Source organism: Pseudoalteromonas umbrosa, from assembly GCF_030125375.1.
Lineage (GTDB): Bacteria > Pseudomonadota > Gammaproteobacteria > Enterobacterales > Alteromonadaceae > Pseudoalteromonas > Pseudoalteromonas umbrosa.
Genome location: NZ_JASJUU010000010.1, coordinates 158,410 through 180,190 on the forward strand (window position 1 = coordinate 158,410; position 21,781 = coordinate 180,190).

At 44.6% G+C, this 21,781-nt stretch carries 24 protein-coding genes; 10 read left to right on the top strand and 14 right to left on the bottom strand.

Annotated features, from left to right (window positions below; all coding sequences use genetic code 11):
• Positions 1–4: 4 nt before the first annotated feature.
• A complete protein-coding gene (locus QNM16_RS24670; RefSeq protein WP_284022878.1) occupies positions 5–1,063 on the bottom strand; it encodes a GGDEF domain-containing protein in 1,059 nt (352 codons plus the stop codon).
• A 110-nt stretch (positions 1,064–1,173) separates the two neighbouring features.
• Positions 1,174–2,055 (bottom strand): DMT family transporter, encoded by an 882-nt coding sequence (locus QNM16_RS24675; RefSeq protein ID WP_284022879.1) that lies wholly within the window; start codon positions 2,053–2,055, stop codon positions 1,174–1,176.
• Positions 2,056–2,355: 300 nt separating this feature from the next.
• On the opposite strand from QNM16_RS24675, the gene QNM16_RS24680 reads away from it, so the two are divergent.
• A complete protein-coding gene (locus QNM16_RS24680) occupies positions 2,356–2,739 on the top strand; it encodes an MAPEG family protein (protein WP_284022880.1) in 384 nt (127 codons plus the stop codon).
• 3 nt (positions 2,740–2,742) lie between these two features.
• Here the strand turns inward: QNM16_RS24680 and QNM16_RS24685 are convergent, their stop codons facing one another.
• Positions 2,743–3,459, bottom strand: a complete 717-nt coding sequence (locus QNM16_RS24685) for a pseudouridine synthase (RefSeq protein ID WP_284022881.1) — start codon at positions 3,457–3,459, stop codon at positions 2,743–2,745.
• Between the two features lie 113 nt (positions 3,460–3,572).
• Between QNM16_RS24685 and QNM16_RS24690 the strand changes: the two genes are divergently transcribed.
• Together QNM16_RS24690 and QNM16_RS24695 are read left to right on the top strand one after the other, a co-directional pair.
• Positions 3,573–3,878 (top strand): DUF6482 family protein, encoded by a 306-nt coding sequence (locus tag QNM16_RS24690; RefSeq protein ID WP_284022882.1) that lies wholly within the window; start codon positions 3,573–3,575, stop codon positions 3,876–3,878.
• 243 nt (positions 3,879–4,121) lie between these two features.
• The gene (locus QNM16_RS24695) at positions 4,122–4,847 is read left to right on the top strand and encodes a hypothetical protein (RefSeq protein WP_284022883.1); all 726 of its coding nucleotides are present in this window, start codon (positions 4,122–4,124) and stop codon (positions 4,845–4,847) included.
• Positions 4,848–4,873: 26 nt separating this feature from the next.
• Here the strand turns inward: QNM16_RS24695 and QNM16_RS24700 are convergent, their stop codons facing one another.
• The 9 genes from QNM16_RS24700 to lptM all read right to left on the bottom strand — a co-directional run bounded on the left by QNM16_RS24700 (position 4,874) and on the right by lptM (position 13,376).
• Positions 4,874–6,019 carry a retropepsin-like aspartic protease gene (locus QNM16_RS24700; protein ID WP_284022884.1) on the bottom strand — a complete coding sequence of 382 codons (1,146 nt, stop codon included), beginning with the start codon at positions 6,017–6,019 and terminating at the stop codon, positions 4,874–4,876.
• Positions 6,020–6,042: 23 nt separating this feature from the next.
• Positions 6,043–6,921, bottom strand: a complete 879-nt coding sequence (locus tag QNM16_RS24705) for a dTDP-4-dehydrorhamnose reductase family protein (RefSeq protein ID WP_284022885.1) — start codon at positions 6,919–6,921, stop codon at positions 6,043–6,045.
• A gap of 136 nt (positions 6,922–7,057) precedes the next feature.
• Entirely contained in the window at positions 7,058–8,581 is a 1,524-nt protein-coding gene (locus tag QNM16_RS24710; protein ID WP_284022886.1) for a peptide MFS transporter, read from the bottom strand.
• A gap of 157 nt (positions 8,582–8,738) precedes the next feature.
• Positions 8,739–9,440, bottom strand: coding sequence for an HAD-IA family hydrolase (locus QNM16_RS24715; protein WP_284022887.1), 702 nt, complete (start codon positions 9,438–9,440; stop codon positions 8,739–8,741).
• 82 nt (positions 9,441–9,522) lie between these two features.
• The gene (locus QNM16_RS24720; protein ID WP_284022888.1) at positions 9,523–10,443 is read right to left on the bottom strand and encodes a tyrosine recombinase XerC; all 921 of its coding nucleotides are present in this window, start codon (positions 10,441–10,443) and stop codon (positions 9,523–9,525) included.
• Positions 10,440–11,066, bottom strand: coding sequence for a DUF484 family protein (locus tag QNM16_RS24725; protein WP_284022889.1), 627 nt, complete (start codon positions 11,064–11,066; stop codon positions 10,440–10,442). Before QNM16_RS24725 ends, QNM16_RS24720 begins: the two co-directional genes overlap by 4 nt.
• The gene (dapF, locus tag QNM16_RS24730) at positions 11,063–11,893 is read right to left on the bottom strand and encodes a diaminopimelate epimerase (protein WP_284022890.1); all 831 of its coding nucleotides are present in this window, start codon (positions 11,891–11,893) and stop codon (positions 11,063–11,065) included. The genes QNM16_RS24725 and dapF overlap by 4 nt, the downstream gene beginning before the upstream one ends.
• A gap of 46 nt (positions 11,894–11,939) precedes the next feature.
• Positions 11,940–13,196, bottom strand: a complete 1,257-nt coding sequence (lysA, locus tag QNM16_RS24735; protein ID WP_284022891.1) for a diaminopimelate decarboxylase — start codon at positions 13,194–13,196, stop codon at positions 11,940–11,942.
• Positions 13,197–13,376, bottom strand: coding sequence for an LPS translocon maturation chaperone LptM (gene lptM / locus QNM16_RS24740; RefSeq protein WP_284022892.1), 180 nt, complete (start codon positions 13,374–13,376; stop codon positions 13,197–13,199).
• Between the two features lie 132 nt (positions 13,377–13,508).
• Here lptM and cyaY point away from each other — a divergent pair, with 132 nt between their 5' ends.
• From cyaY to add, 7 genes are all read left to right on the top strand, one after another.
• Positions 13,509–13,829 carry an iron donor protein CyaY gene (gene cyaY / locus QNM16_RS24745; protein ID WP_046354930.1) on the top strand — a complete coding sequence of 107 codons (321 nt, stop codon included), beginning with the start codon at positions 13,509–13,511 and terminating at the stop codon, positions 13,827–13,829.
• Positions 13,829–14,482: an alpha/beta hydrolase gene (locus tag QNM16_RS24750; protein ID WP_284022893.1), complete on the top strand. Its 654-nt coding sequence runs from the start codon at positions 13,829–13,831 to the stop codon at positions 14,480–14,482. Before cyaY ends, QNM16_RS24750 begins: the two co-directional genes overlap by 1 nt.
• A gap of 16 nt (positions 14,483–14,498) precedes the next feature.
• On the top strand, positions 14,499–15,341 hold the full coding sequence (locus tag QNM16_RS24755; RefSeq protein ID WP_284022894.1) for a DUF2914 domain-containing protein: 843 nt from the start codon (positions 14,499–14,501) through the stop codon (positions 15,339–15,341).
• A gap of 18 nt (positions 15,342–15,359) precedes the next feature.
• On the top strand, positions 15,360–16,298 hold the full coding sequence (gene hemC, locus QNM16_RS24760) for a hydroxymethylbilane synthase (protein ID WP_284022895.1): 939 nt from the start codon (positions 15,360–15,362) through the stop codon (positions 16,296–16,298).
• A gap of 1 nt (position 16,299) precedes the next feature.
• Positions 16,300–18,123: a uroporphyrinogen-III synthase gene (locus QNM16_RS24765; protein WP_284022896.1), complete on the top strand. Its 1,824-nt coding sequence runs from the start codon at positions 16,300–16,302 to the stop codon at positions 18,121–18,123.
• Entirely contained in the window at positions 18,120–19,244 is a 1,125-nt protein-coding gene (locus tag QNM16_RS24770) for a heme biosynthesis HemY N-terminal domain-containing protein (protein WP_284022897.1), read from the top strand. Before QNM16_RS24765 ends, QNM16_RS24770 begins: the two co-directional genes overlap by 4 nt.
• 166 nt (positions 19,245–19,410) lie before the next feature.
• The gene (add, locus tag QNM16_RS24775; protein ID WP_284022898.1) at positions 19,411–20,406 is read left to right on the top strand and encodes an adenosine deaminase; all 996 of its coding nucleotides are present in this window, start codon (positions 19,411–19,413) and stop codon (positions 20,404–20,406) included.
• Positions 20,407–20,419: 13 nt separating this feature from the next.
• On the opposite strand, the gene QNM16_RS24780 is transcribed toward add, so the two are convergent.
• A complete protein-coding gene (locus QNM16_RS24780; protein ID WP_284022899.1) occupies positions 20,420–20,830 on the bottom strand; it encodes a CBS domain-containing protein in 411 nt (136 codons plus the stop codon).
• A 129-nt stretch (positions 20,831–20,959) separates the two neighbouring features.
• Positions 20,960–21,673 (bottom strand): NAD(P)H-flavin reductase, encoded by a 714-nt coding sequence (gene fre / locus QNM16_RS24785; protein ID WP_063360900.1) that lies wholly within the window; start codon positions 21,671–21,673, stop codon positions 20,960–20,962.
• Positions 21,674–21,781: the final 108 nt, after the last annotated feature.

The following is a 21,781-nucleotide window of genomic DNA, read 5'->3' on the forward strand; positions in this document are numbered from 1 at the left end:
TATGTCAGACGGCTTTTAATGGGGCGCTAGTGGTACGATTTCGCCCCTGTGCTTTGCTCATGTAAAGCGCATCATCGGCTAACTTTACAGCAATACGAAATGGTAGAGCAGGATACCACTGCGCTATACCAAAGCTCATGGTCACCTGTAACTCATGATTGTGAAATATATGTTGTGCAATATCGCGACGCAGGCATTCCACGCGTTCTTGCGCATGGTGTAAATCGCAGTTAACCAATACAAGTAAGAACTCCTCGCCTCCCCAGCGCACTGCAATATCAGATTCTTGCGTGTATTTATTAATTTTTAGCGCAACTTCAATCAAAACATCATCACCAATATCGTGGCCAAATTTATCATTGATGTTTTTAAAATGATCAATATCCGCCATGATGATGGTTAATTGTTGAGACGTGTTGATACAATTTTCTTGTGCGTTGTTTATCAGCTCTTTAGCATATCGACGGTTAAATAAACTAGTTAAAGGGTCTTTGGCGGCCAGTTGTGCAAGCTGATAACGGTTGGAGAAGGTCACTTCACGAATATGGCCAATGGTGTAAATACTAGGTATGGCACAGATCAGCACGTTGATGAAGTGGATGAAAGGCGCCAGTTCGCTAAATAAAAATCGGTGATCTACGTTACTAAATAATTCAAATAAAAGTGCAAAGGTGACAATAAGACTCAAAGCCATTGCTGAAGCAATTTTTAGTTTGAGTTGGTAATCGAGTAAGATCAGACTGGCGATTGTCCAGAGGTAATACTGAAATCCATAGTCCATGCCTAATGTGGCGCAAACAAAAATAGAGTGCAGCGTGACTTCCATGCAAAATAGCCGCAAGGCCAAATGGCTCTTATTCTGATGTAGTAGCTTGATACCGAGTGACCAAGCGATAACACTGCCGATATTGACCAAGGCTAATATCAGAATGTCACAGTACCAGAACAACACCAATAGTAAGCAATGGAGCCCTAAACAATAGTAAGCCAGTTGTTTGAAGAGCCGAATTTTAACTTGTTCGACGCTGTCTGGTTGACTGAAATAATGTTGACGTGTTGCCACACCATGCTCATATATCTTTGATGATTAGTTGAGTATAGGAGAAGGATCACCAGCTGGAAAATTGTTGCTGGTGGACTCTCAACTGTGGCTTGTGTCGTGGTATTTTTATCTCAGAGTATATCGCCCATCATCACCATTATGGCTGCCAAAGCAATTAAAAAAAGACCGAGTGTATCGCGTTTTTTAGGTGGTGATTTAAGCCAAAATACGGCAACCAAGAGGGTAAAAAAGACTTCAATTTGCCCCAGTGTTTTGACATAGGCAACATGTTGAAGACTCATTGCGCTAAACCAACCAATAGAGCCGATGCAGCTGCTTATGCTAATCAGTAACACCATAGATCGGTGTGATTTAAGCGTCAGCCACGCCTTGGGTTCTGTGATACCGATATATAGCGACAAAATAAGGGTTTGGCAGCTTAGAACACAGAGCAAAACCCAGCCTGCACTGTGTGGAAATGGCAACCCGGATGCAAGAGAAGCCTCTCTCACCCACAACGACGTTAGCGCAAAACAGGTGCCACATAACAGTCCGAGGCAGGCAGTTTTGAGATTGAACTGTTTAAAGCTAAACCCACTGAGTAGCAATACGGCAGCGCCCCCGATAAGCACGCCTATCCAGCCTAACCATGTCAGTGCCGAACCAAAAAATAGCATGCCTAATATCGCGGCCATTAAGGCTTCACTTTTTGCCAGCCCCGCGCCAATAGCAAAGTTTTTCTGTTTGAATAATACAACCATCAATGCGGTGGCGATGATTTGCATAAAGCTTGCGGCGAGTATGTAGATGATAAGCGGTTGTGAGGGGGACAGTGATGGTGCAGGCTCAAATAGATACAATGCATATAAATACAAACCTGCAATTGGGGTAGCAAAGATAAATCGGGCAAGCGTTACCATACTTACGCTTGCATGTTGGCTCAGCTTACTTTGCAGCGCATTGCGCCAAGCTTGGCTCAATGCGGCAAGACAGGTAAATAAAATCCACCCCATAATTGACCTTGAATAAATAAGTTTTTTATTAAATTACTATTTTATAGTGCTGAATCATAATGAATTTTCGTGATGTTGGGCATACCCAAAGATAACTAGCACACTGTGACAATCTGTCGCAGTGTGCTCTTTTTATAAATTGCCTATACTGTGTTCGATGTTACTCATAAAGCCACTGACGTGTATTGGAGTGGCTTTATTTCCTGCCTAAATGCCTGTACATTATCTGACCTAGTATGAATTTCAACTAGATGATAAAACCAGAATAAATAGCACCTAGTTCAAACTCAAGGAGTGATTATGACAGTCATTATTATATGTGCATTAATTGCGGTGATTTTACCGTATGCGGCTAAGATACCGATTATCATTGCAGCTAATAAAGCGGGTGGCTATGACAACAAGCAACCCAGAGCTCAACAAGGTCAATTATCTGGTTTAGGTGCCCGAGCAGTGGCGGCACATTATAACTGCTTTGAGTCTTTAATTGTGTTTGGAGTCGCTGTTGCTGTTACCCTCTCTACTGGGACGACAGGCAGTGCAATTCAAAGTTTGGCTATCGCGCATATTATTGCGCGCTGTTTGTACTGTGTGTGTTATTGGACGGATTTGGATCTACTGCGCTCTCTGAGTTGGACAGTTGGCATACTTTGCCCTATTGCCATGATAGTGATGTGTTTGTAACTATCATTGAGGTGTTTGTAAGGCCAAATCACCGATCGCGATTTGACGATATTGCCCCTCAGGTAATGCGTGTGCGTCAAGCGTTAGGTTTGCGATACGCGTTCGATTAAGGTCGACAACACGGCGCTCGCAGTATTTCGCCATTTTTCTTATTTGTCTATTTAAGCCCTGTTTTAAAACGATGATAAAGGTGTTGTTGGCGACTTTTTTTACTGAGCAGGGTAAAGTGAGCTGCCCATCTACAGGCACACCTTGCGACATTTTTTGGCAAAAATCTTCATCAATTTCTCTATCAACGGTCACTCTATATTCTTTTTCTTGATGTTGGTTCGGATGGATCAGTGCATGACATAATTCTCCATCATTGGTCAGCAGCAGTAACCCTCGGCTATCTTTGTCTAATCGACCTATTGGATAAACACGTGCGCCCTTGGGTAGGTGATGCACTAAACTTGCAGGGTCTTGCTCATTCAGCTTGCAGTCAACGCCAACAGGCTTGTGATACATAAACAGGAGTTTAGGTGCCAGTCCTGTAATTTTTTTGCCTTCAACGTGTATTTCGTCTTGCTCGGTAACATGATCAATATGATTGGCTGGGCGGCCATTGACTTGCACTGAGCCTTGCTCAATGAATCTCGATGCTTGACGCCTTGAGCAGACACCGCAATGACTAAGGTATTTAGCTAAGCGCATGGGAGGGGGATTAATAGGTTCGCTCATGGGTATTTTTTAGTAACAAAGCAAGTTGGCATGATAGCAAAATTATTGGCATATGTATCGGCACTAAACCTGACGATAAAATTTTACGTATAAGGTTAATTTGGAGGCTAAAAATGAAAATCACGCTTGCTGCGCTTGCAGATAAACCCATGATAGACAAATTTATTGCTAATTCTCTTGAGCAGGCACTGTATCAACTGACGGTTTGCTTGGGCGATACAGAGTATGTGGTGGTGGACGCAAATGGAGAAACCATCAAAGCTCATAATCCATTGGCACTGCAAAAGGTGATTCAACATTTACCATACAAGACAATGACACTACGCCAGCACAGCGCGTATGATGAAATGATTGGTCAGCCATTGCGTCAAGGTAGCAATCAGCTTGAAGTACCATTTGGTGATAATAAGCTTTACTAAATTGATGTTGAGATTTTGTATGCTTTTTTACACTGTGTAACATGTAAACTATACGATTATTTTAAATACTGATTTACGATATCTGAATGTAAGTTATTGCCTTTTATGTTTTTTATTTTTTCTGTGTGACAGGTTCATTTTTATAAATAAACTCATTTTTAATTTTTTTCACACTTTATTAAAACAATCATACATAATGAGGTTACACTTAATGTAACTTGGGTTAACTTGGTGTTACTTGTTGTGGAGATCAATAAATTACAGCGACATTTAAGTCAGTGTAGCGATCTCGTACGAGTAGGTGAGCCACACGAACGTGGTCACTTGATCCCCGCTCGTGCGATTTTGAAAACTAAAACGTTACTGTCATTGGGTGTGAATGAGAATTGGCGCTTTGATAAAGCGTTTCAGGCATTAAACCCTGACTGTAAAGTGGTGGCAGTAGATCATAAGTTGAGCTTATCATCTGTGCTTAGTGAAGCATTTGGCAGTGGCTTGAAGTCTTTACAGAGCGCTTTAAAGGGCAAGCTAAAGCAAAGTAAATTACATGCACAGACGATACTAAATCGAGTACTTCTTTATACATTCTATAGTAGCCATACTCGTTTAGTGCGCCGCCGAGTTAGCAATCAAACTAATGAATTGGACATTAGTTTAGAGACTTTGATAGCTGTTTATGGCACGCTTGATGACAATGCTACTATGTTAAATATCACGATGGGTTGTGAGCAGTCTCATTTGCTTGAAGACATTATTTCTTTGCAAGATATGCTTAGTGTGGTGACGATTGAGTTATCACCTTTACCAGAGAGTACGTGCCAAGTTGAAGGCTTTATTGATCGTATGTCGACTTGTTTTGATATTGTCAATGTCTCTAGCAATGGAGTTGAAGTCGATCAGGTTAATACGATGGAATCTCTAGAAGCGCCACTTGAACTGACTTTTATGAACAAACGGCTATCGAGTTAGTTTACCAGTCTTATATTCACAGCCGCTTATCTTGGCCTTAAAATCAGCTCTGCTTTGTGTTGGTCTATCTCAAAATCAAAATGGCGCAAAAAATTCATCCCTAATAAGCCTGGTCCATAATGAGATTGTTCCATGACGCCAAATTCGAATGGGGCCTTTTGTTTGGTGCCAATTTGGATGCCCGAACTCTGGTAAAAAGGGACCTCAGTGATGCCGTTGGCGGTGCTGACACGCCTTGAGTTGATATAATCAACATCGTAGGCGAGCTGTTCAAATTGCGCTACGGTTAAGGCGGTTACACTCGCACCGGTATCTATCATTAGCGCAATATCTTGACCTGCAATTTTGGCATTTAATACATAATGCTCGCCGTGACGCGCAAGAGGAATGCGTTCAACTTGTTGCGTCGCATTATCAAGTCTAGCTTTAAGCGGTGTTATGGCTTGATGTTTTAGTTGCTGCGCACTAAGTTGCGCCAGTAATAGTTCTGCTTCTACGGTATTATTTAGTGCCAAATTTGCCTCAACGATAGCTGCAATAATCGCGATATTACTGGGTTGTTCACTGAGCCATATCTGTCCTTGGGTAATGATTTCGTGCCAATTACTTTCTGTTTTAAGTTGCTTTAGCTGCTGTGCAATTAACTGCGTGAGAATATCTTGTAGTTGTTTATATTCGGGGTATAGATGGAGTAATTTGAGGTAGCGATATATGGCTTCATTATGCTCGTCAAGAGCAAGATAAACATCAGCCTCTAATTGCAAAGCTGCAAAGTCATTGGGCTTTAGAACTAAAATACGCTGTACGAATCGTAAGATATCAGTCAGTTGTTGAGTATTTTGACGGTCTAATTTTTCTCTTAGTTGCGTTAGCCAAACATGCACCTGTTGTATGTGCGAGAGTGGATTCGGCGTGTTTTCCCAAAGTGCAATGGCGGTCAGTATGTCACCGCGATTAAAGTGTTGTTTGGCTAAAGCTAATGGATTAATTGCTGTTGATACTGCACTGGTTGAAGGCGTGGTCATTGAGGCGTCATTCATGGCCAATATTGTGTGGGGCGGCTTATTATCAGTACGTAAAAGACCCTTTAAAATAGACCCTGGGCGCTGCCACTCCAAATAGACATTGAGGAATAAAGAGCACATCAGTAAAAGCTGAAGTAAATACCGCATAACCATGTGCTCCTTTGAAGTAATTAACTTGTATGCTGACTGAGCACTTTGGCGAGTGCCGTGGCAAAATCACGTTGATGTACAATGTTCATGGTATTTAATCGTGTATCTTGCAGCGCGCAGTTATAGGGCCTTGCTGCTGTTTGTGAAGGCTCAGGCAGTGCTTCTAACCCTTGCGTGTCAATGTTGAGTATTTTGGCGATATGAACAGCCATATCGTATTTAGTCATTGATTGATTACCTGAAATGTGAAAAATACCGTTTTGTTTATCACGTGTTTGGGTGAGTAAATCATTCAATGTCAGGGCAATATCTTCCACATGTGTTGGGAATCGCACCGCCCAGTCATCGTGTGCGCTGTTTGTATGCTTCAGCATATGCTCGGCAATTACGGTGACCGCTGACTCGGCTAAGTATTCTACATCACCATATAAAACAGGTACTCTTACAATAGTATGTTGCGGGCTAACAGCCAAAACAGCTTGCTCTGCCTGTGCTTTACTTTGGCCATAAAAATTCACCGGTGACCTTTGGGCACCTTCAATATAAGGCGCTGATTGCCCATTAAAGACATAATCTGTGCTGATCAGCATAAATTGAATGTCTCGGTCTTTACACTGGCGTGCTAAAAACTCTGCGGCTTGAACGTTTAACGCTATGGTTGCTTGGTGGTCGTTTTCACAAATATCAGGTTTGCGCTCTGCGGCTGCATGCACCAAAACATTAGGCTGATGAGTATCTAAAAATGTGGTTATGGCAGCTTGGTCATGTAAATCAAGTTGCTCGATGGGCGGCTTAGCTCTGCTAAACCCTGTGCCAATAACGTTGTTTGATTGCGACAGTATTTTAACTAGTGCGCGTCCGAGTAATCCAGTGGCACCTGTAACGACAATTTTATTCATTGTTTTCTCATCTTTTTTATCACCTGTTTATCTTAACGCTAGCATGGCACGTACTGAAGAGGAAATGCGGTGAAATAAAAGATAAAAACCAAGAAAGGTGAGATACGGCACGTCTGTGCCGTATCTGTTTATGAAGTTATGCAGTAGGTTGCTGCGTTTGGCCTTCCCAAATTTTCGCTCTAAAACTAAACAGCAAAATAAGGATACCGACACCGATACCAAACAAGCTGATCTGTAGGTAAAGGTTTGGAATTTGATCTACTTGCTCTGGGTCAAAGTTACCCGCCAGTAATCCTGAAATGATGTTACCGATAGAGTAAGTCAGTACAAATATCCCCATCATTTGGCCTGCAAAGCGCTTTGGTGATAATTTACTGACCGCACTTAATGCCACAGGACTTAGACATAGCTCGCCGACGGTATGCAGGAAGTAAGTCGTAATAAGCCACATTGGCGCAACTTTTAAGCCTTGCGCCGCGTATTGAGAAGCGAAAAACATCACAATAAACCCTGTTGCCATAATGATCAGACCAATTGCACACTTAAGGCTGTATGAAGGGGTGATCATACGTTTGGCAAGGTTAATCCAAAGTGCGGCAAAGAAAGGCGATAAAATAATGATGAAGAATGAGTTAGAAGATTGGAACCAGGCTGTCGGGACGGTAAAGCCTGCGATCACTCGGTCAGTATAGTCTTGTGCGAATAGGTTTAAAGAGGAACCGGCTTGCTCGAAGCCTGACCAAAAACACGCTGATGCCACACAGACTAAAAACAGTGCCCACAGCTTTTTCTTTTCACCCTCATCAAGGTCGCCCGCAAAATAAATATAGCCATAATAGCCAAGGAAAATCACAGTAAAGGCAACAGCAACATATTGTGCAAGCGTCACAGGTTCGATAACGATCACACCTGCATAAGTCAGTGCGACAATCGCGGCGGTTGCTGCCAAAACAGCGCCGATTGCAAGCCACGCATTTTTACTGCCTGCGGGCGTTAATGGGTGACTTGGCTTGTCACCGACACCTTCAATGTTGCCAAGCGTCATGCGATACTGAACGAGACCGATTGCCATACCCACGGCCGCTGCGCCAAAGGCCCAGTGCCAACCGACATTTTCCATAAAGTAACCACACACCATGTAGCCAATTACCGAGCCGATATTAATGCCCATGTAGTAAATGGCGTAGCCACTGTCGCGGCGCACATCTTCACTGCTGTATAGTTGGCCGACCATGGCACTGATATTGGGCTTTAATAAGCCTGTACCCATGGCTACTAAAATAAGGCCGATGAAAAACGTACTTTGAGCTGGAATAGCGAGCACGATATGCCCGAGCATGATGATAATACCGCCATACCACACGGTTCGTTGACCACCAAGCAGGCGGTCAGCTATCCAACCGCCGGGTAGGCCGAGGAAATACACTGCGCCTGTATACAAACCATAAATCGCGGTTGCTGTGGCAACAGTGAAGGCAAGGCCTTCTTCTTGTAGGCTTGCGGTCATAAATAAGACCAGCAAGGCGCGCATGCCGTAGTAGCTCATACGCTCCCACATTTCAGTAAAAAATAGGGTTGAGAGGCCTTGTGGATGACCGAAAAAACCCGTGTCTAACTTGTTGTCTGGTGACTCGGCAGAAGCTGCTTCGTTAGATGACATAATGACTTCCGATTCTATGTTTTTATATTTGAAAGCCAATATTAGTACGTTATCTGTACTGCGAATGCAAATTTAGCAGACTAATTGCGAATTGACAGTGCTCAAATAAAGGTACCTTTTGAGGGGATAAACATTATTTGAGCACAGTGGTTGACGCTTAACACAGCGCTTGAAGCTGGTGGATATCTGAAATTTCAATATCCGCAAGGCCCTTGTAGTCATAGGTGGTATCTTGATTATTTAACCATACGCTTTGACAGCCAGCATGGTTCGCGCCCTGTACATCGGTATCTAAACTATCGCCAATATGTAAGATCTGTGCAGGCACTATGCCTAAATCACGGCAGGCGCGCTGAAAAAGGGCATCGCTTGGTTTTGCTTCACCATCTGGCCCTGCTAAGTATACCTTTTTAAATACGCCAGCTAAGTTAAACTTGTCGACCTCGACATTACCATTGGTGATGGCAATTAAGGTATATTTTTGGGCTAAGTTATCCAACAGAGTCAGTACAGAATCAGCAACTGTGATTTGACTTCGGGCGTCAGCAAATGCCTGATAGGCACCATGCGTATGTCGTGTGATCTCTTCCGTTGTTAAGTTTAAATGTGACAAACCATATGTGAGTGCAACTTTTCTCCATTGTGTGACATCACTTTGTAAGTGCGGTTGTGTTTCACCAATATGATGTCTGCACTCAAGCCAATAGTCACCGCCTTTGGCAGCCCATTCAGGGATGGCTTGCAGATAATTGTGCATTGCTTTGATTGCACCGAGAATAATAGGGTGGTTATTGTAAAGTGTGTCGTCTAGGTCAAAGCTTAAGACTTTAATTGGTGAGATGGCTCGATTAAATCGCATAGTGCACGGTTAAGTTGGACAACAATGTTTTTATTGTAAGCGAAAAGCAGTGTCTGAGTGAACCCAATCAGGTATCGCTTGGTTAAGGCTTTTTTTGCTTGGCTCTTGGGTGGGCTTGATCGTACACCTTGGCAAGATGCTGAAAATCGACATGCGTATACACTTGCGTGGCAGACAAGCTGCTGTGCCCGAGCATTTCCTGTATCCCGCGCAGGTCACCGCTTGATTCTAATAAATGGCTAGCAAAGGAGTGGCGTAACTTATGCGGGTGCACGTTGGCACTGATCCCTTGTTTTACGCCCCATTCTTTCATACGCGCGCGCACATGGCGGACAGAAATACGGGTTTTGCGACTACTAACAAATAAAGCAAGCTCTTCTTCATGGGCAAACATAGGGCGCAGTTTTAACCATGCGTCAATGGCTTCACGGGCTTTACTGCCAACAGGCACCACACGCTCTTTATTGCCTTTACCTAATACGCGGATCTCTCCGTCGCGAATATCGTATAAGTTTGTATTTACTAACTCACTGATACGCAGGCCACTTGAATACATAAGTTCCATCATGGCTTTGTCACGAACAGCTAATGCGTCATCATCATCGATATCGAGTAGCTGCATCATTTGATCAACATCGAGGTTCTTTGGCAGTGGTTTTTGAAACTTCGGACCTTTTTGTGCTGCCGCAGGGTCGTGCACACTATCAGAGTCTGCGTGCTTAGTTTTTAGAAATTTATAAAGGCTACGAATACAGCTGAGCTTGAGGTTAATGCTGCGAGGGTTGTATTGTTGTGCGCGTAATTGCATTGAAAAGCGTCGAATTAATTCGCTGCTGACACTCGACCAGCCATGGCAGTGGGGGGCGAAAAACTGTGCGGCTAAGCTTAACTGAGTTTGATATTGCGTTAGCGTGTGCGCTGAATATTGCTTTTCATAGCGCAAATAGGCCATGAAGTCGTCAATGGGGGTTTGCCACTGAGCATTGAGCGATATGTCGCTCATGCGAGCTCCTTGAGCCGTATTTGCAATGAAGAGACCAGTTCATTAACAAACAAATTACCGTTGTCAGGTGAAAAGTGGTCTGCACAGTCACTGGCAAAGGCTAAAATTGCGGTGGGTTTATCACTTGGACCAAGTAGGTAAAGGGCAACAGATTGACAGGCAAAGCCACTGAATAGCAATTTTTGCTCTTCTAAATCTAGCCGCCCCAGATAGCGAGATAACTTGTTAAAACGTCTACTCACCAGCTCTTCTAACGTGGTGTCATAGGGGATCAGCTGACACACGGAAATTTTCGGCGATTGCGATAAGGTATCAGCGAGGATATCTGCCAACTCTTGAAAGTTCTTGCAGTACCATAGAGCACGTTGGCAATCACTAAACAATTTGAAAATGAGTTCATTTTCTCTTGCTGAGTCGATCATGGTGCTGATTTGTTTTTTGAGCTTGGTATTTTCCTCGCGAAGTAAGCGCTGTTGCATCAAGGCGAGATTGGGCGCACCTTGGTGCTGAACATGCAGGTTCATGTCTAACAGTAAATACGGGTGCTCAAGCAAAAAGTCAGGATTTTTCTGTAAAAATGTCATCACATCTTGGGTCGACAAGTTTGTTGGTTTTTTGCTCATATTGCTACCTGTCCATCAAAAACATGTTCTGCAGGGCCTGTCATTTTGACGGGCTTATTACCGCCACTCCAGCGCACTTGTAACGTGCCACCAGGTAAATCAACACGCACAGTATCGGCTAACTTGCCTTGTGCAATGCCAACAGCCACCGCGCCGCATGCTCCGCTGCCGCACGCTAAAGTCTCTTGTGCACCACGCTCCCATACTCGAAGCTTGATATGCTCACGGGTAATGATTTGCATAAAGCCAACATTAGTCCGTTTTGGGAAGCGCTCATGGTGTTCTATCAGCGGTCCTAAAATATCGACATCAGCGGTATTTATATCATCAACTTCGATAATACAGTGTGGATTACCCATGGAGACTGCGCCACAAAAAATGGTGTGCTCATTGGCTCTTAGCACATAAGTGAGCTCACTTTGCTGTGCTTTGAATGGAATATCTTGTGGTGCGAATTGCGGTGTTCCCATATTGACGGTGACCTGACCATCTTTTTCGGTATATAAGGTAATGTCTCCGCCCTTAGTCGAGACACTCACCTTGTGTTTATTGGTGAGACCTTTCATTCTAATAAAGCGGGCAAAACAGCGCGCACCGTTGCCACATTGCTCGACTTCTGTGCCATCGGCATTAAAAATGCGATAATGGAAATCTAAATCTGGGGAATAAGGCGGCTCGACCAGTAATAATTGATCGAAGCCAATGCCAAAATGTCTATCTGCGAGCTTTTTAATTTGATCGCGCGACAAAAAAACGTTTTGCGTGACGTTATCAATCACCACAAAATCGTTTCCTAAGCCATGCATTTTTGAAAAATTTACAAACATATTACCTAACTATTTAGCCGCTGAATGCGATACAGGATCGCTGTTATTATTCTGAAAGTAACGCTTCGCCTTGCCAGAGCGACTCCAGTGACTCTCTTGCACGCACGACTTGAGTGCGCTCCCCATCGACCATAATTTCTGCCACTCTGGGGCGTGAGTTATAATTTGAGCTCATGGTAAAGCCATAAGCACCGGCGCTGCGCTGCGCAAGTAAATCTCCCGGCAATATAGCTAAACTTCTATCTTTGCCGATAAAATCGCCGGTTTCACACACAGGACCTACGACATCATAGAGGTGCTCTGGTGTGCCATCATTTCTTGGGCTCACGGCAATGATTTCTTGCCAAGCTTGATATAGTGATGGACGCAACATGTCGTTCATACCAGCATCAACAATCGCAAAGTGCTTATCGGCTGTTGGTTTTAAATACTCAACTTTAGTAACCAGTAGGCCAGCGTTGGCAGCGATGGCGCGACCTGGCTCAAAGATCAGTTCCAACTCACTATACGACTCTAATCGCGCAATGACTTGTGCGGCATAAGCACTTGGGTGAGGAGGCTTTTCACCATCATAAGGAACACCGAGTCCACCGCCAATATCTAAGTGGTGAAGTGTGATCCCTGCAGATTTTAAGGTATCAATTAAATCTAATACTTTATCTAATGCTGCTAAAAACGGTTCTACTTCGGTGAGTTGAGAGCCGATATGAAAATCTACTCCAACGATCTTGATCCCCGGTAACGCACAGGCCAATTGATAGACGTCAAATGCTTGTTTGATATCAATACCAAACTTATTCTCTTTCAACCCAGTAGAGATATATGGATGGGTTTTGGCATCGATATCTGGGTTCACCCGAATAGAGACTGGCGCTTGCACTCTCATTTGCGAGGCAATATCCGAGATGCGTTCAAGTTCAGCTTTAGACTCGACATTAAAGCATTTAATTCCTTGCTCAAGGGCAAAGGTAATTTCTTGAGGTGTTTTTGCTACACCAGAAAACACCACTTTTTTAGCATCACCGCCTGCCTTTAATACCCGCGCCAGTTCACCTTGGGAAACAATGTCAAAGCCTGCGCCCATTTTGGCCAGTACATTGAGCACCGCAAGATTACTATTTGCTTTGACTGCATAACATACTAGATGTTTATGACTTGCTGCGGCATCTGTGAATGCACGATAGTGACGCTCTAAAGTTTTGCGTGAATAGACGTAGCACGGCGTACCATATTGCGCGGCAATATCTTTAACGGCAACCTGCTCCGCGTACAGTTCGTTATCTTGATATTGGAAAAAGTCCATTTACTTATCCTTTTCGTCAGCGTTGTTGTGTTCTTGCGATGTTTGTTGTGCGGTCGAGTCACGGTTTTTATCTGCGTCTTCAGGTAAATACAGTGGACCACGCTGCCCGCAAGCTGTTAACGTTAAGATGCTAGTCAATGCTAGGGCAAGTAAGCTAAATTGAGTGTATGTCGCTTTCATTAGATTAATGATGTCAGTGCCTTTATAATCGCAGAGTAACAGAATTCGCGAAAAAAGCAGCTTTTGCGGTTGAAATTTATTCCCTGTATCGGGAAAGCTGGCTGTCGCTTAGCCGTATTTAAGGAGTTAGTCATGACAGATAACGAGTATCATCAGTTAGCCGAAGCGTTAATGTTAACAATTGAAGAGCAGATCGACGATTGTGATGCTGATTTAGATTATGAATCTGCTTCCGGTATTTTAGAAATCATCTTTGCTGATCGCTCTAAGATCATCATCAATAAGCAAGCACCACTGCATCAAGTTTGGGTAGCAACTAAGTTTAATGGCCATCACTTTGAACTACGTGATGATAAATGGATAGATAACCGCTCGGGCGCTGAGTTTTGGCAATTCATGGCCGACGCAGCAACACGCCAAGCGGGTCAAAAAATAGAGTGGCAACACGACTGATGTTAGAATTTGTAGAATATGCTGCCAAAGCGCAGCACAAAGCAACTGTGATCTGGTTACATGGATTAGGCGATTCAGGCAATGGCTTTTTACCGATAGCACCTGAGTTAGATTTACCTGATTCACTGGGTGTGCGGTTTGTTTTTCCTCATGCACCAGTGCAGCCTGTGACAGTAAACGGCGGCATGGAAATGCGTGCTTGGTATGACATCAAAAGCATGGATCTTGAAAATCGTGCAGATGAAACGGGTGTAAGAGAGTCTGCGGCGGCGGTTGCACAGCTAATAGAACAAGAAATTGCAGCAGGGATCCCAGCGGATAAAATTATTCTTGCAGGTTTCTCACAAGGCGGCGTGATAAGTCTACATTTGGCACCTCGCCTATCGCATACACTGGCTGGTGTAATGGCACTGTCTACGTACATGTGTGCACCGCAAAAGCTCAGTGCAGAGGCGGCACAACCTGCGCTAAATATTTTTATGGCACATGGCAGTCACGATCCAGTGGTACCGATGCAAGCTGGGCGTACTGCATACGATGCTCTAGTAAATCAAGGCTACGAGGTTAGCTGGCAGGATTATCCGATGGAGCACCAAGTGTGCATCGAAGAGCTTAAAGCGATCCGAGCGTGGCTAATCTCACGCTTGTCATAGTGAACAGGACATACATATGACTCAACGAATAGTGATCAAAACAAAAATGACAGGGGCTGATCCACAGCCTCGCCGTGTTGAAACCGTCGGGTATCAATATCATTGGCGGCGTATTGTCACTGCGGTATGTGTGGCAAGTTTTGGTGTGACTGCGTTGTCATATGGTGTGTTTACCTCCGTTTATGCAGATGAAGCCGAGCCACAAATCGCGGTGTCAGCGAGCGCAGCCCCTTTGCCAGCTGATGAATTGATCATTCCTCCGCCTAGTGTGTCAGACGTTGAGGTGCGTGAAGTGGCTCAAATGCCTACGGTTGTTGATGAACTTGATGTGGTAGTGAGCGCTGAACCAGTTACAGCTCAAATTATGACAGAGCCTACTGCTGAGGAGCTTCCAGTCGAGCTCGAAAAACCACAACAGACGCCTGTTGAGACAGTGACTGAGCCACCTCAAAATAATGTTCAAACGCAATTTTCGGCAGATGCGCAAGTGGCGAGCGTTGCCTTAAATGCTAAGGTAGACACGAGCCATATTAGCCGTGCGGTGTTGACGTCAGGCATCGAAAATCGCGAGCCAATTAACGTATTAAAACACCTAGTTGAACCGAATAGATTCCAAGAAAAGTTATTTTTCTTTACTGAGATCAAAGGGCTTCAAGGCGAAGTGGTGCAACATTTGTGGTTTCATCAAGACCAATTGATGGCGGATATTACGTTGCCAGTTAGCACGCCGAGATACCGAACGTATTCGAGCAAAAATATTATGCCGAGCCAAACGGGAGAATGGCGCGTTGAAGTGATCACCCAAGGTGGGCAACTGTTGGCACAAAAATCATTTCGAATTTTAGCGAAGGCTCCTTAGGAGCCGACAAGGCAAAACATGACAGATACAAAAAATACTGTGCGCATTGCAACACGTAAAAGCGCATTAGCACTTTGGCAAGCAGAATACGTAAAAGCGCGATTAGAACACTTTCATCCCACACTGACGGTGGAGTTAGTGCCGATGTCGACCAAAGGCGACAAAATCTTGGATACGCCTTTGGCTAAAATTGGTGGTAAAGGTCTGTTTGTTAAAGAGCTAGAACAAGCCATGTTAGAAGGGCGTGCTGATATTGCCGTACACTCAATGAAAGATGTGCCTGTGGACTTTCCAGACGGGTTAGAACTGCATACTATTTGTGAACGTGAAGATCCGCGTGATGCGTTCGTGTCTAATCAATACCAGCACATCAGTGAATTGCCAGCAGGCGCAGTGGTGGGTACCTCTAGTTTGCGTCGTCAATGTCAGATCCGCGAAGCGCGCCCTGATTTAGTGATTAGGGATTTACGTGGTAATGTGAATACCCGCTTGGCTAAATTAGATGCTGGTGAGTATGACGCAATCATATTGGCTGCTGCAGGCCTGATCCGTTTGGAAATGCCAGAGCGTATTGCAAGTTTTGTGTCTGTTGAAGAGTCACTGCCTGCCAATGGACAAGGTGCGGTTGGTATTGAATGTCGCAGCGATGATACACGTATCCAAGCGTTGTTAGCGCCTTTAGAACATGCAGCAACGAGAGCACGAGTCCTTGCAGAAAGAGCGATGAATCGACGCCTAGAAGGGGGCTGTCAGGTACCCATAGGTGCGTATGCTGAGCTGGAGCAAGGCCAGTTATACTTGCGTGGTTTAGTGGGCGCCGTGGATGGAAGTCAAATCCTTCGAGCAGAGCTAACCGGTGATATTGCCAATGCAGAAGCGCTGGGTGTTGAGCTGGCAGAAGCCCTGTTAGCCCAAGGTGCAGACAGTATTTTAGCGGAAGTTTATAGAGACGCTTAATGTGAAATTTGCCATCACTCGGCCGCAAGGAAAAGGAGACGCGCTTGCCACTGAGTTGGCTAAGTTAAATGTATCAGCACTGTGCACACCAGTGCTGACGCTCAATGCGGTTCAAGCATCCCCCCAACAATTACTCAGCGCGTGCGACGCCGATATACTCATTTTTATCTCGCAAGATGCGGTAATGAACTTTGCGCAGCAAATACAAGCAGATGGTTTGTCTGTGCCTTCTACTTGCCAAGTTTTTGCCGTGGGCACACAGACCGCAGATGCGGTGAAATCGCATTTATCACGCCATGCCAAAGTACCCGAGCGTCACGACTCGGAAGGGTTGGTCGCGCTAACTGCACTTCAGTCGGTGCAAGATTTACAGGTTGTGTTAGTGAAAGGGCGCGGTGGTCGTACGCATATTGCAAAAGCACTTAAGTCGCGCGGAGCGAAGGTAAGTACCTGTAATGTATATGAACGATTAGCAGCGCAAAGTCACGCTGATGACTGGTTAGACCTCTGGCGAGGTTCTAAAATAGACGGTATAGTGATCACCAGTAACGCAGCGGTTGATGCGATTTTTAATGCACAACAAGCGGCCAATCAAGCTTGGCTGCAAACCCGTATGTTTGTTGTTGTCAGTGAGCGGACAGCGCAACATCTTAAAATACAGTATAAAATAACCAATACACAAATCGTGGTGAGTCAAGGCGCCAGTACAGAGGCGTTAACACAAACGATAGGTGATTTAAATTCCCAACAGGGCAGCGCAATGACGGAAAAACAGCAAGAAACGTCGGCTTCAATCCCATCGAATGAGCCGCAGCAGGTGGAAACCTATGCAAAAAATAATACGGCCAAATTGAGCAAAACAGCGGTACTGGCTTTGTTGGTCGCTTTGACTGGGGTGGGTGCGGCAGGCGTTGTCTATGTTTATCATCAACAGCAAGTAAGCCAACAAAGTGGTCAAATAGCGCAGCTGACAGCGCAAAATGGGCAGCTACAGTCACAGGTAAATGCGACCCAAGCGGCATTAAACGATATACAAAAACAGTGGCAAGCTCAGCAAAAAACCATGGCTGAACAGCTACAGCAGCAGCAACAACAAGTGCAACAGACATTACAACACACCCTGTCACAAGCTCGTCAGCAAGTGGGTGGTGCGGTGAGCTCTGAGCTGCGTGCACTGGCGCGTTATGCCGAGTTCAAAGCGGCCAGTGAGCGTGACTATCTAGGGGCGGTGATTGTACTCAAGCGCTTGAATGAAGCGCTGTCGGAAGAGTTGGCAACAGATCCCCTTAAATTGGCGATTAACCAAGATATTGCGATGTTACGTGCCTTACCAAAACCCAGCACAGAAGCGGTGTATATGGAATTAGCGGGACTCATCGCGCAGGTTGATAAGCTGCCCTTGAAGACCATTGATAAACCTAAAGAGCGCGCTGTTGAAAGTGCTGAACTCAGTCGTGACATCAGTGACTGGAAGGCTAATCTTGTTCGCAGTTGGAACAATATAAAAGCAGACTTTTTGACAATTCGGCAGCATGATAAACCTGTGATTGACCCATTGTTAGATGCGCAAGAACAGCAATTAATACGTGCGCAGCTACGAAGCTATTTACAACAGGCGCAAACGGCATTCTTAGATAACCAAGCCAGTATTTTTGACCAAGCTTTATCTGGGGCTCAGGTGACTTTAACCAGTTACTATCGTACTGATGAGTCAGCAAGCAACACGGTTTTGGAGCAGATACAAATGTTACAACGCACGGAGCATCTAGTTGTTAAAGCACCTCAACTGGCGACTCCGAAGGCATTGAAGGAGTGGTTGCAATGATACGCTGGTTATTTGTAGTCATATTATTTTTCGTCGTAATGGCAGGTGCCCATATACTGATCGATGAAAAAGGCTATGTCTTGGTATCAGCGGGCGTGTATACCATAGAGAGTACGCTGGTTTCATTAGTATTTATGCTGTGTTTGGCACTCGCTATTGGCGCAATATTATTAAAGATAGGCAAAGCCATATGGCGTGTGATTGCTGGTGTTTCTAAGCGTCGCAGCAAAAAACGCATAGCGCGCCAAGAGGCTGCATTTGAGCAAAGTGTTTGGGCACTGATCAATGGTCAAGACGAGAGTTTAAGCTATGCGCTGCAAAAGGCTGAGTTTCCCGAAAAGTGGCGCGATCAGCAATGTGCAATTCAAGCTAAAGCCGCGCTTCATGCAGGGCAAAAAGTGGTTGCCAGAGAGTATTTACAGCAACTCAGTGAACCCGCACAAAGCAAGGTCAGTCAGCTTTGGCTAGCAGCTGAGCAAGAGGATCAAGCGTTAGAAACTTTAGCCCCGCAAGCGCAAATGAAAAAAGCCTCGCCGACGCAATTACATGCCTATATCAGTGCGCTGTTACAAGCGAGAGATTGGGATACCTTACAGTCGACAATTATGCAGCGTCACAAGCAGTTACACTGGAGCGAATCGCAGTGGGATAGTTTCTTTCATGATTATTTTTCTGCTATTGCCCAGCACACAGATAAAGATCTTCAAGCGTTGCAAAGCGCATTGCCTCGGGGGCTCAGAGCGCTCAGTCACGCTGCTTTTGTCACTGTGTGTGTGCGAACAGGTCAATTGGCGCCAGTTCGTAAAGAGTTGATAAAGCTTTTGAAAAAAGACCAAGTGAGCGAGCTTGCCGAGATTTTACAGCACCTAGATGGTGCGGATATCGAATTGCGCAAATTGGTACAAAGTAAATTGAAAAAACAGCCAGAGCAAAGCGATTTATTGTTTTGCTTGGCATGTTTGGCCAATGGTGAGGGAGATCACAGCTTGGCTGCGAAAATCTTCGATATGTTATCGAATGAGCCGTGGCAAGCACTCTGGCAGCATCAAGCACAGAGGGCATTTGCTAAAACAGGGCAATATGAAAAGGCCTATTTGCTGTTGAGTGACCAGCATCATTAACGAAAAGCCAGCGACAACGCTGGCTTTTTTGTATTTTATTACGTATCAGCATTTTGGCAGTCTAATGTCAGAGGTCTGTTTAGTTTGTTTTTGCGGATAATTGTCCTTGTATCTAAACTTAAGATGCGTATGATCTGAAAAATTTTATCTGCAAACCGAGTGCCTTATGATCAATACCAAACTACCTTTACTTGATTTACACCGCCACTTAGACGGTAATGTGCGTGCTGAAACAATTTTAGACCTCGGTCAAAAATTTAACATGCCGCTGCCAGCACACGATGTTGAGGGCCTTAGGCCGCATGTGCAAGTACTCGATAATGCGCCAAACTTGATGGCATTTTTAGCCAAGCTAGATTGGGGTGTGAAGGTACTGGGTGATTATGATGCATGTCGTCGTATTGCAGTTGAAAATGTTGAAGATGCTATTGCGCAAAATATGGATTACACAGAACTGCGCTTCAGCCCATATTACATGGCAAAAACACATAATTTGCACCCGCAAGGTGTGGTAGAAGCGGTTGTTGATGGTATAAAGTCAGCCAGTGCCGAGCGTGATATTAAAGTGAATTTAATCGGTATTATGTCACGTACTTTTGGTGTCGAAAAATGCCAGTACGAGCTAGATGCACTGTTGGCATTTAAAAATGACTTAGTTGCGATTGATTTGGCGGGTGACGAAATCGGTTTCCCTGGCGAGCTATTCATTGAGCACTTTAAGCAAGTGCGCGATGCGTACCTTGGTTCGACTATTCATGCTGGTGAAGCTAAAGGCGCAAGCAGTATTTGGCAGGCTATTCAAGAGCTCGGTGCCACACGTATCGGACACGGTGTAAAGGCCATTGAAGACCCTAAGCTAATGGACTATTTACGTGATAACCGCATTGGTATTGAGTCTTGCTTAACCAGCAACTTACAAACTAGCACAGTTGCAAGCATTGAAACACACCCACTCAAGCAGTTCTTAGATCATGGTATTTTGGCGACTATCAATACCGATGACCCGGCTGTGCAAGGGGTAGAGCTTGATAATGAGTTTGAAAAAGCAGCGCCTTTAGCTGGCTTGAGCGAGTCGGACATCATAAAAGCACAACACAATGCCATCGAAATTGCATTTTTGAGTGATGCGGATAAGCAAGCGCTTTTGAACAAATACGCTTAATTCATTAAGCTGCTCAGTGCGCTGAGCAGCTTAAATAATTGTCTTTCAATGCCGCGATGACCTGACTGCGTGTCACAATGGCAATCACTTTATCATCTTCCAGTACCGGGTAAATCTTGGGTTTGTTTTGCTGCATTTGAGTGGCTAAATCTACCACTGTGGTTGCCTTAGTGACTGACAGCGTCTCTTTACTCATTAATTCGGCAACTTGATTGCTCCCATCACAGAAATAACTACTTTGCAGAAGCGGGGCAAGCAACTGCTGCTCAGAGATAAAGCCGACGAGGTGGCCTTCACTGTCTTGCACTGGGGCACCAAATAAACCAAATTGCTGTAACTGCGTAATCGCATCAGTAATGTCAGTGTCGGGTGTGATTTTTGGAAATTGTACCGACATGATGTCTGAGATAAATTGTTTTGCCATGATAGCTCTCCTGTTAAGTGATAGAGCTAGTATGGATGATGGATAATCATTTTTAAAATTGATTATTTATATTGTATTGATAGGTTTTATAGATTGAATGCGCGGTTTGGCAACCGCGCATAGCGTGCATTACTTGATAAATGCAAATGCATCCGCGAACATAAAGTCGCGCTGTGCACCGTGATTGATAAAGTCATCACGTACAATACCAATCATGTCGAAACGGCCAGCCATATAAACGCTGTATGGTTCTAATGATACGATGTCTTTCATCACGGCTTGGTGTACATAGCCAGTATGGCCTGTCCAATTGTCAGATGCATTTTCAACAACTGGGATGAATTGGAAATTCGCTTGGCTGTTAGCCCACGCTTCCATTTCTGCTTTTGCATAGAGTGCAGATTCTTCTTTCACACCCCAGTAGAACAACACAGGTTGGTCATAGTTAATTTCAGCGAGGTAGTCAGCCATTGATTTAACGTAAGAAAAGCCAGTACCGCCTGCTAGCAATACTAAAGGTCTTGATTGCTCAGGGCGAACTTGAGAGACACCCAATCCGACTTCTAAATCCACTTCAACATCGTTGCTATGCGCTTCTCTAAGGTGATCAAGCGCTTGCATCGCGTATGAATCGGCACCAGATGCACCAATATGCAGTTCAAGTTCTTGCTTTCTTGACGGGCTGCTGGCAATAGAGAAAGCTCGTTTATCTTTCTCGCCAAGTACGAGTTGTAAATAGTGTCCCGCAGAAAATTCTGCATCATGTTGTGGCTTTAAGAGCACTTTATGAACAAATTCAGTGAGAGGAGAAATGGCCTCTACACGCGCTTTTAGTATTTGCATTTCAAACCTTAATAATTAAGCACTTTGGCGAAAGTATGCGCACTGTAACATATTTGGTCGCAGTTTTGATATATCGTCCGCTGTGATTGTTTCCCCAATTTGTAAACA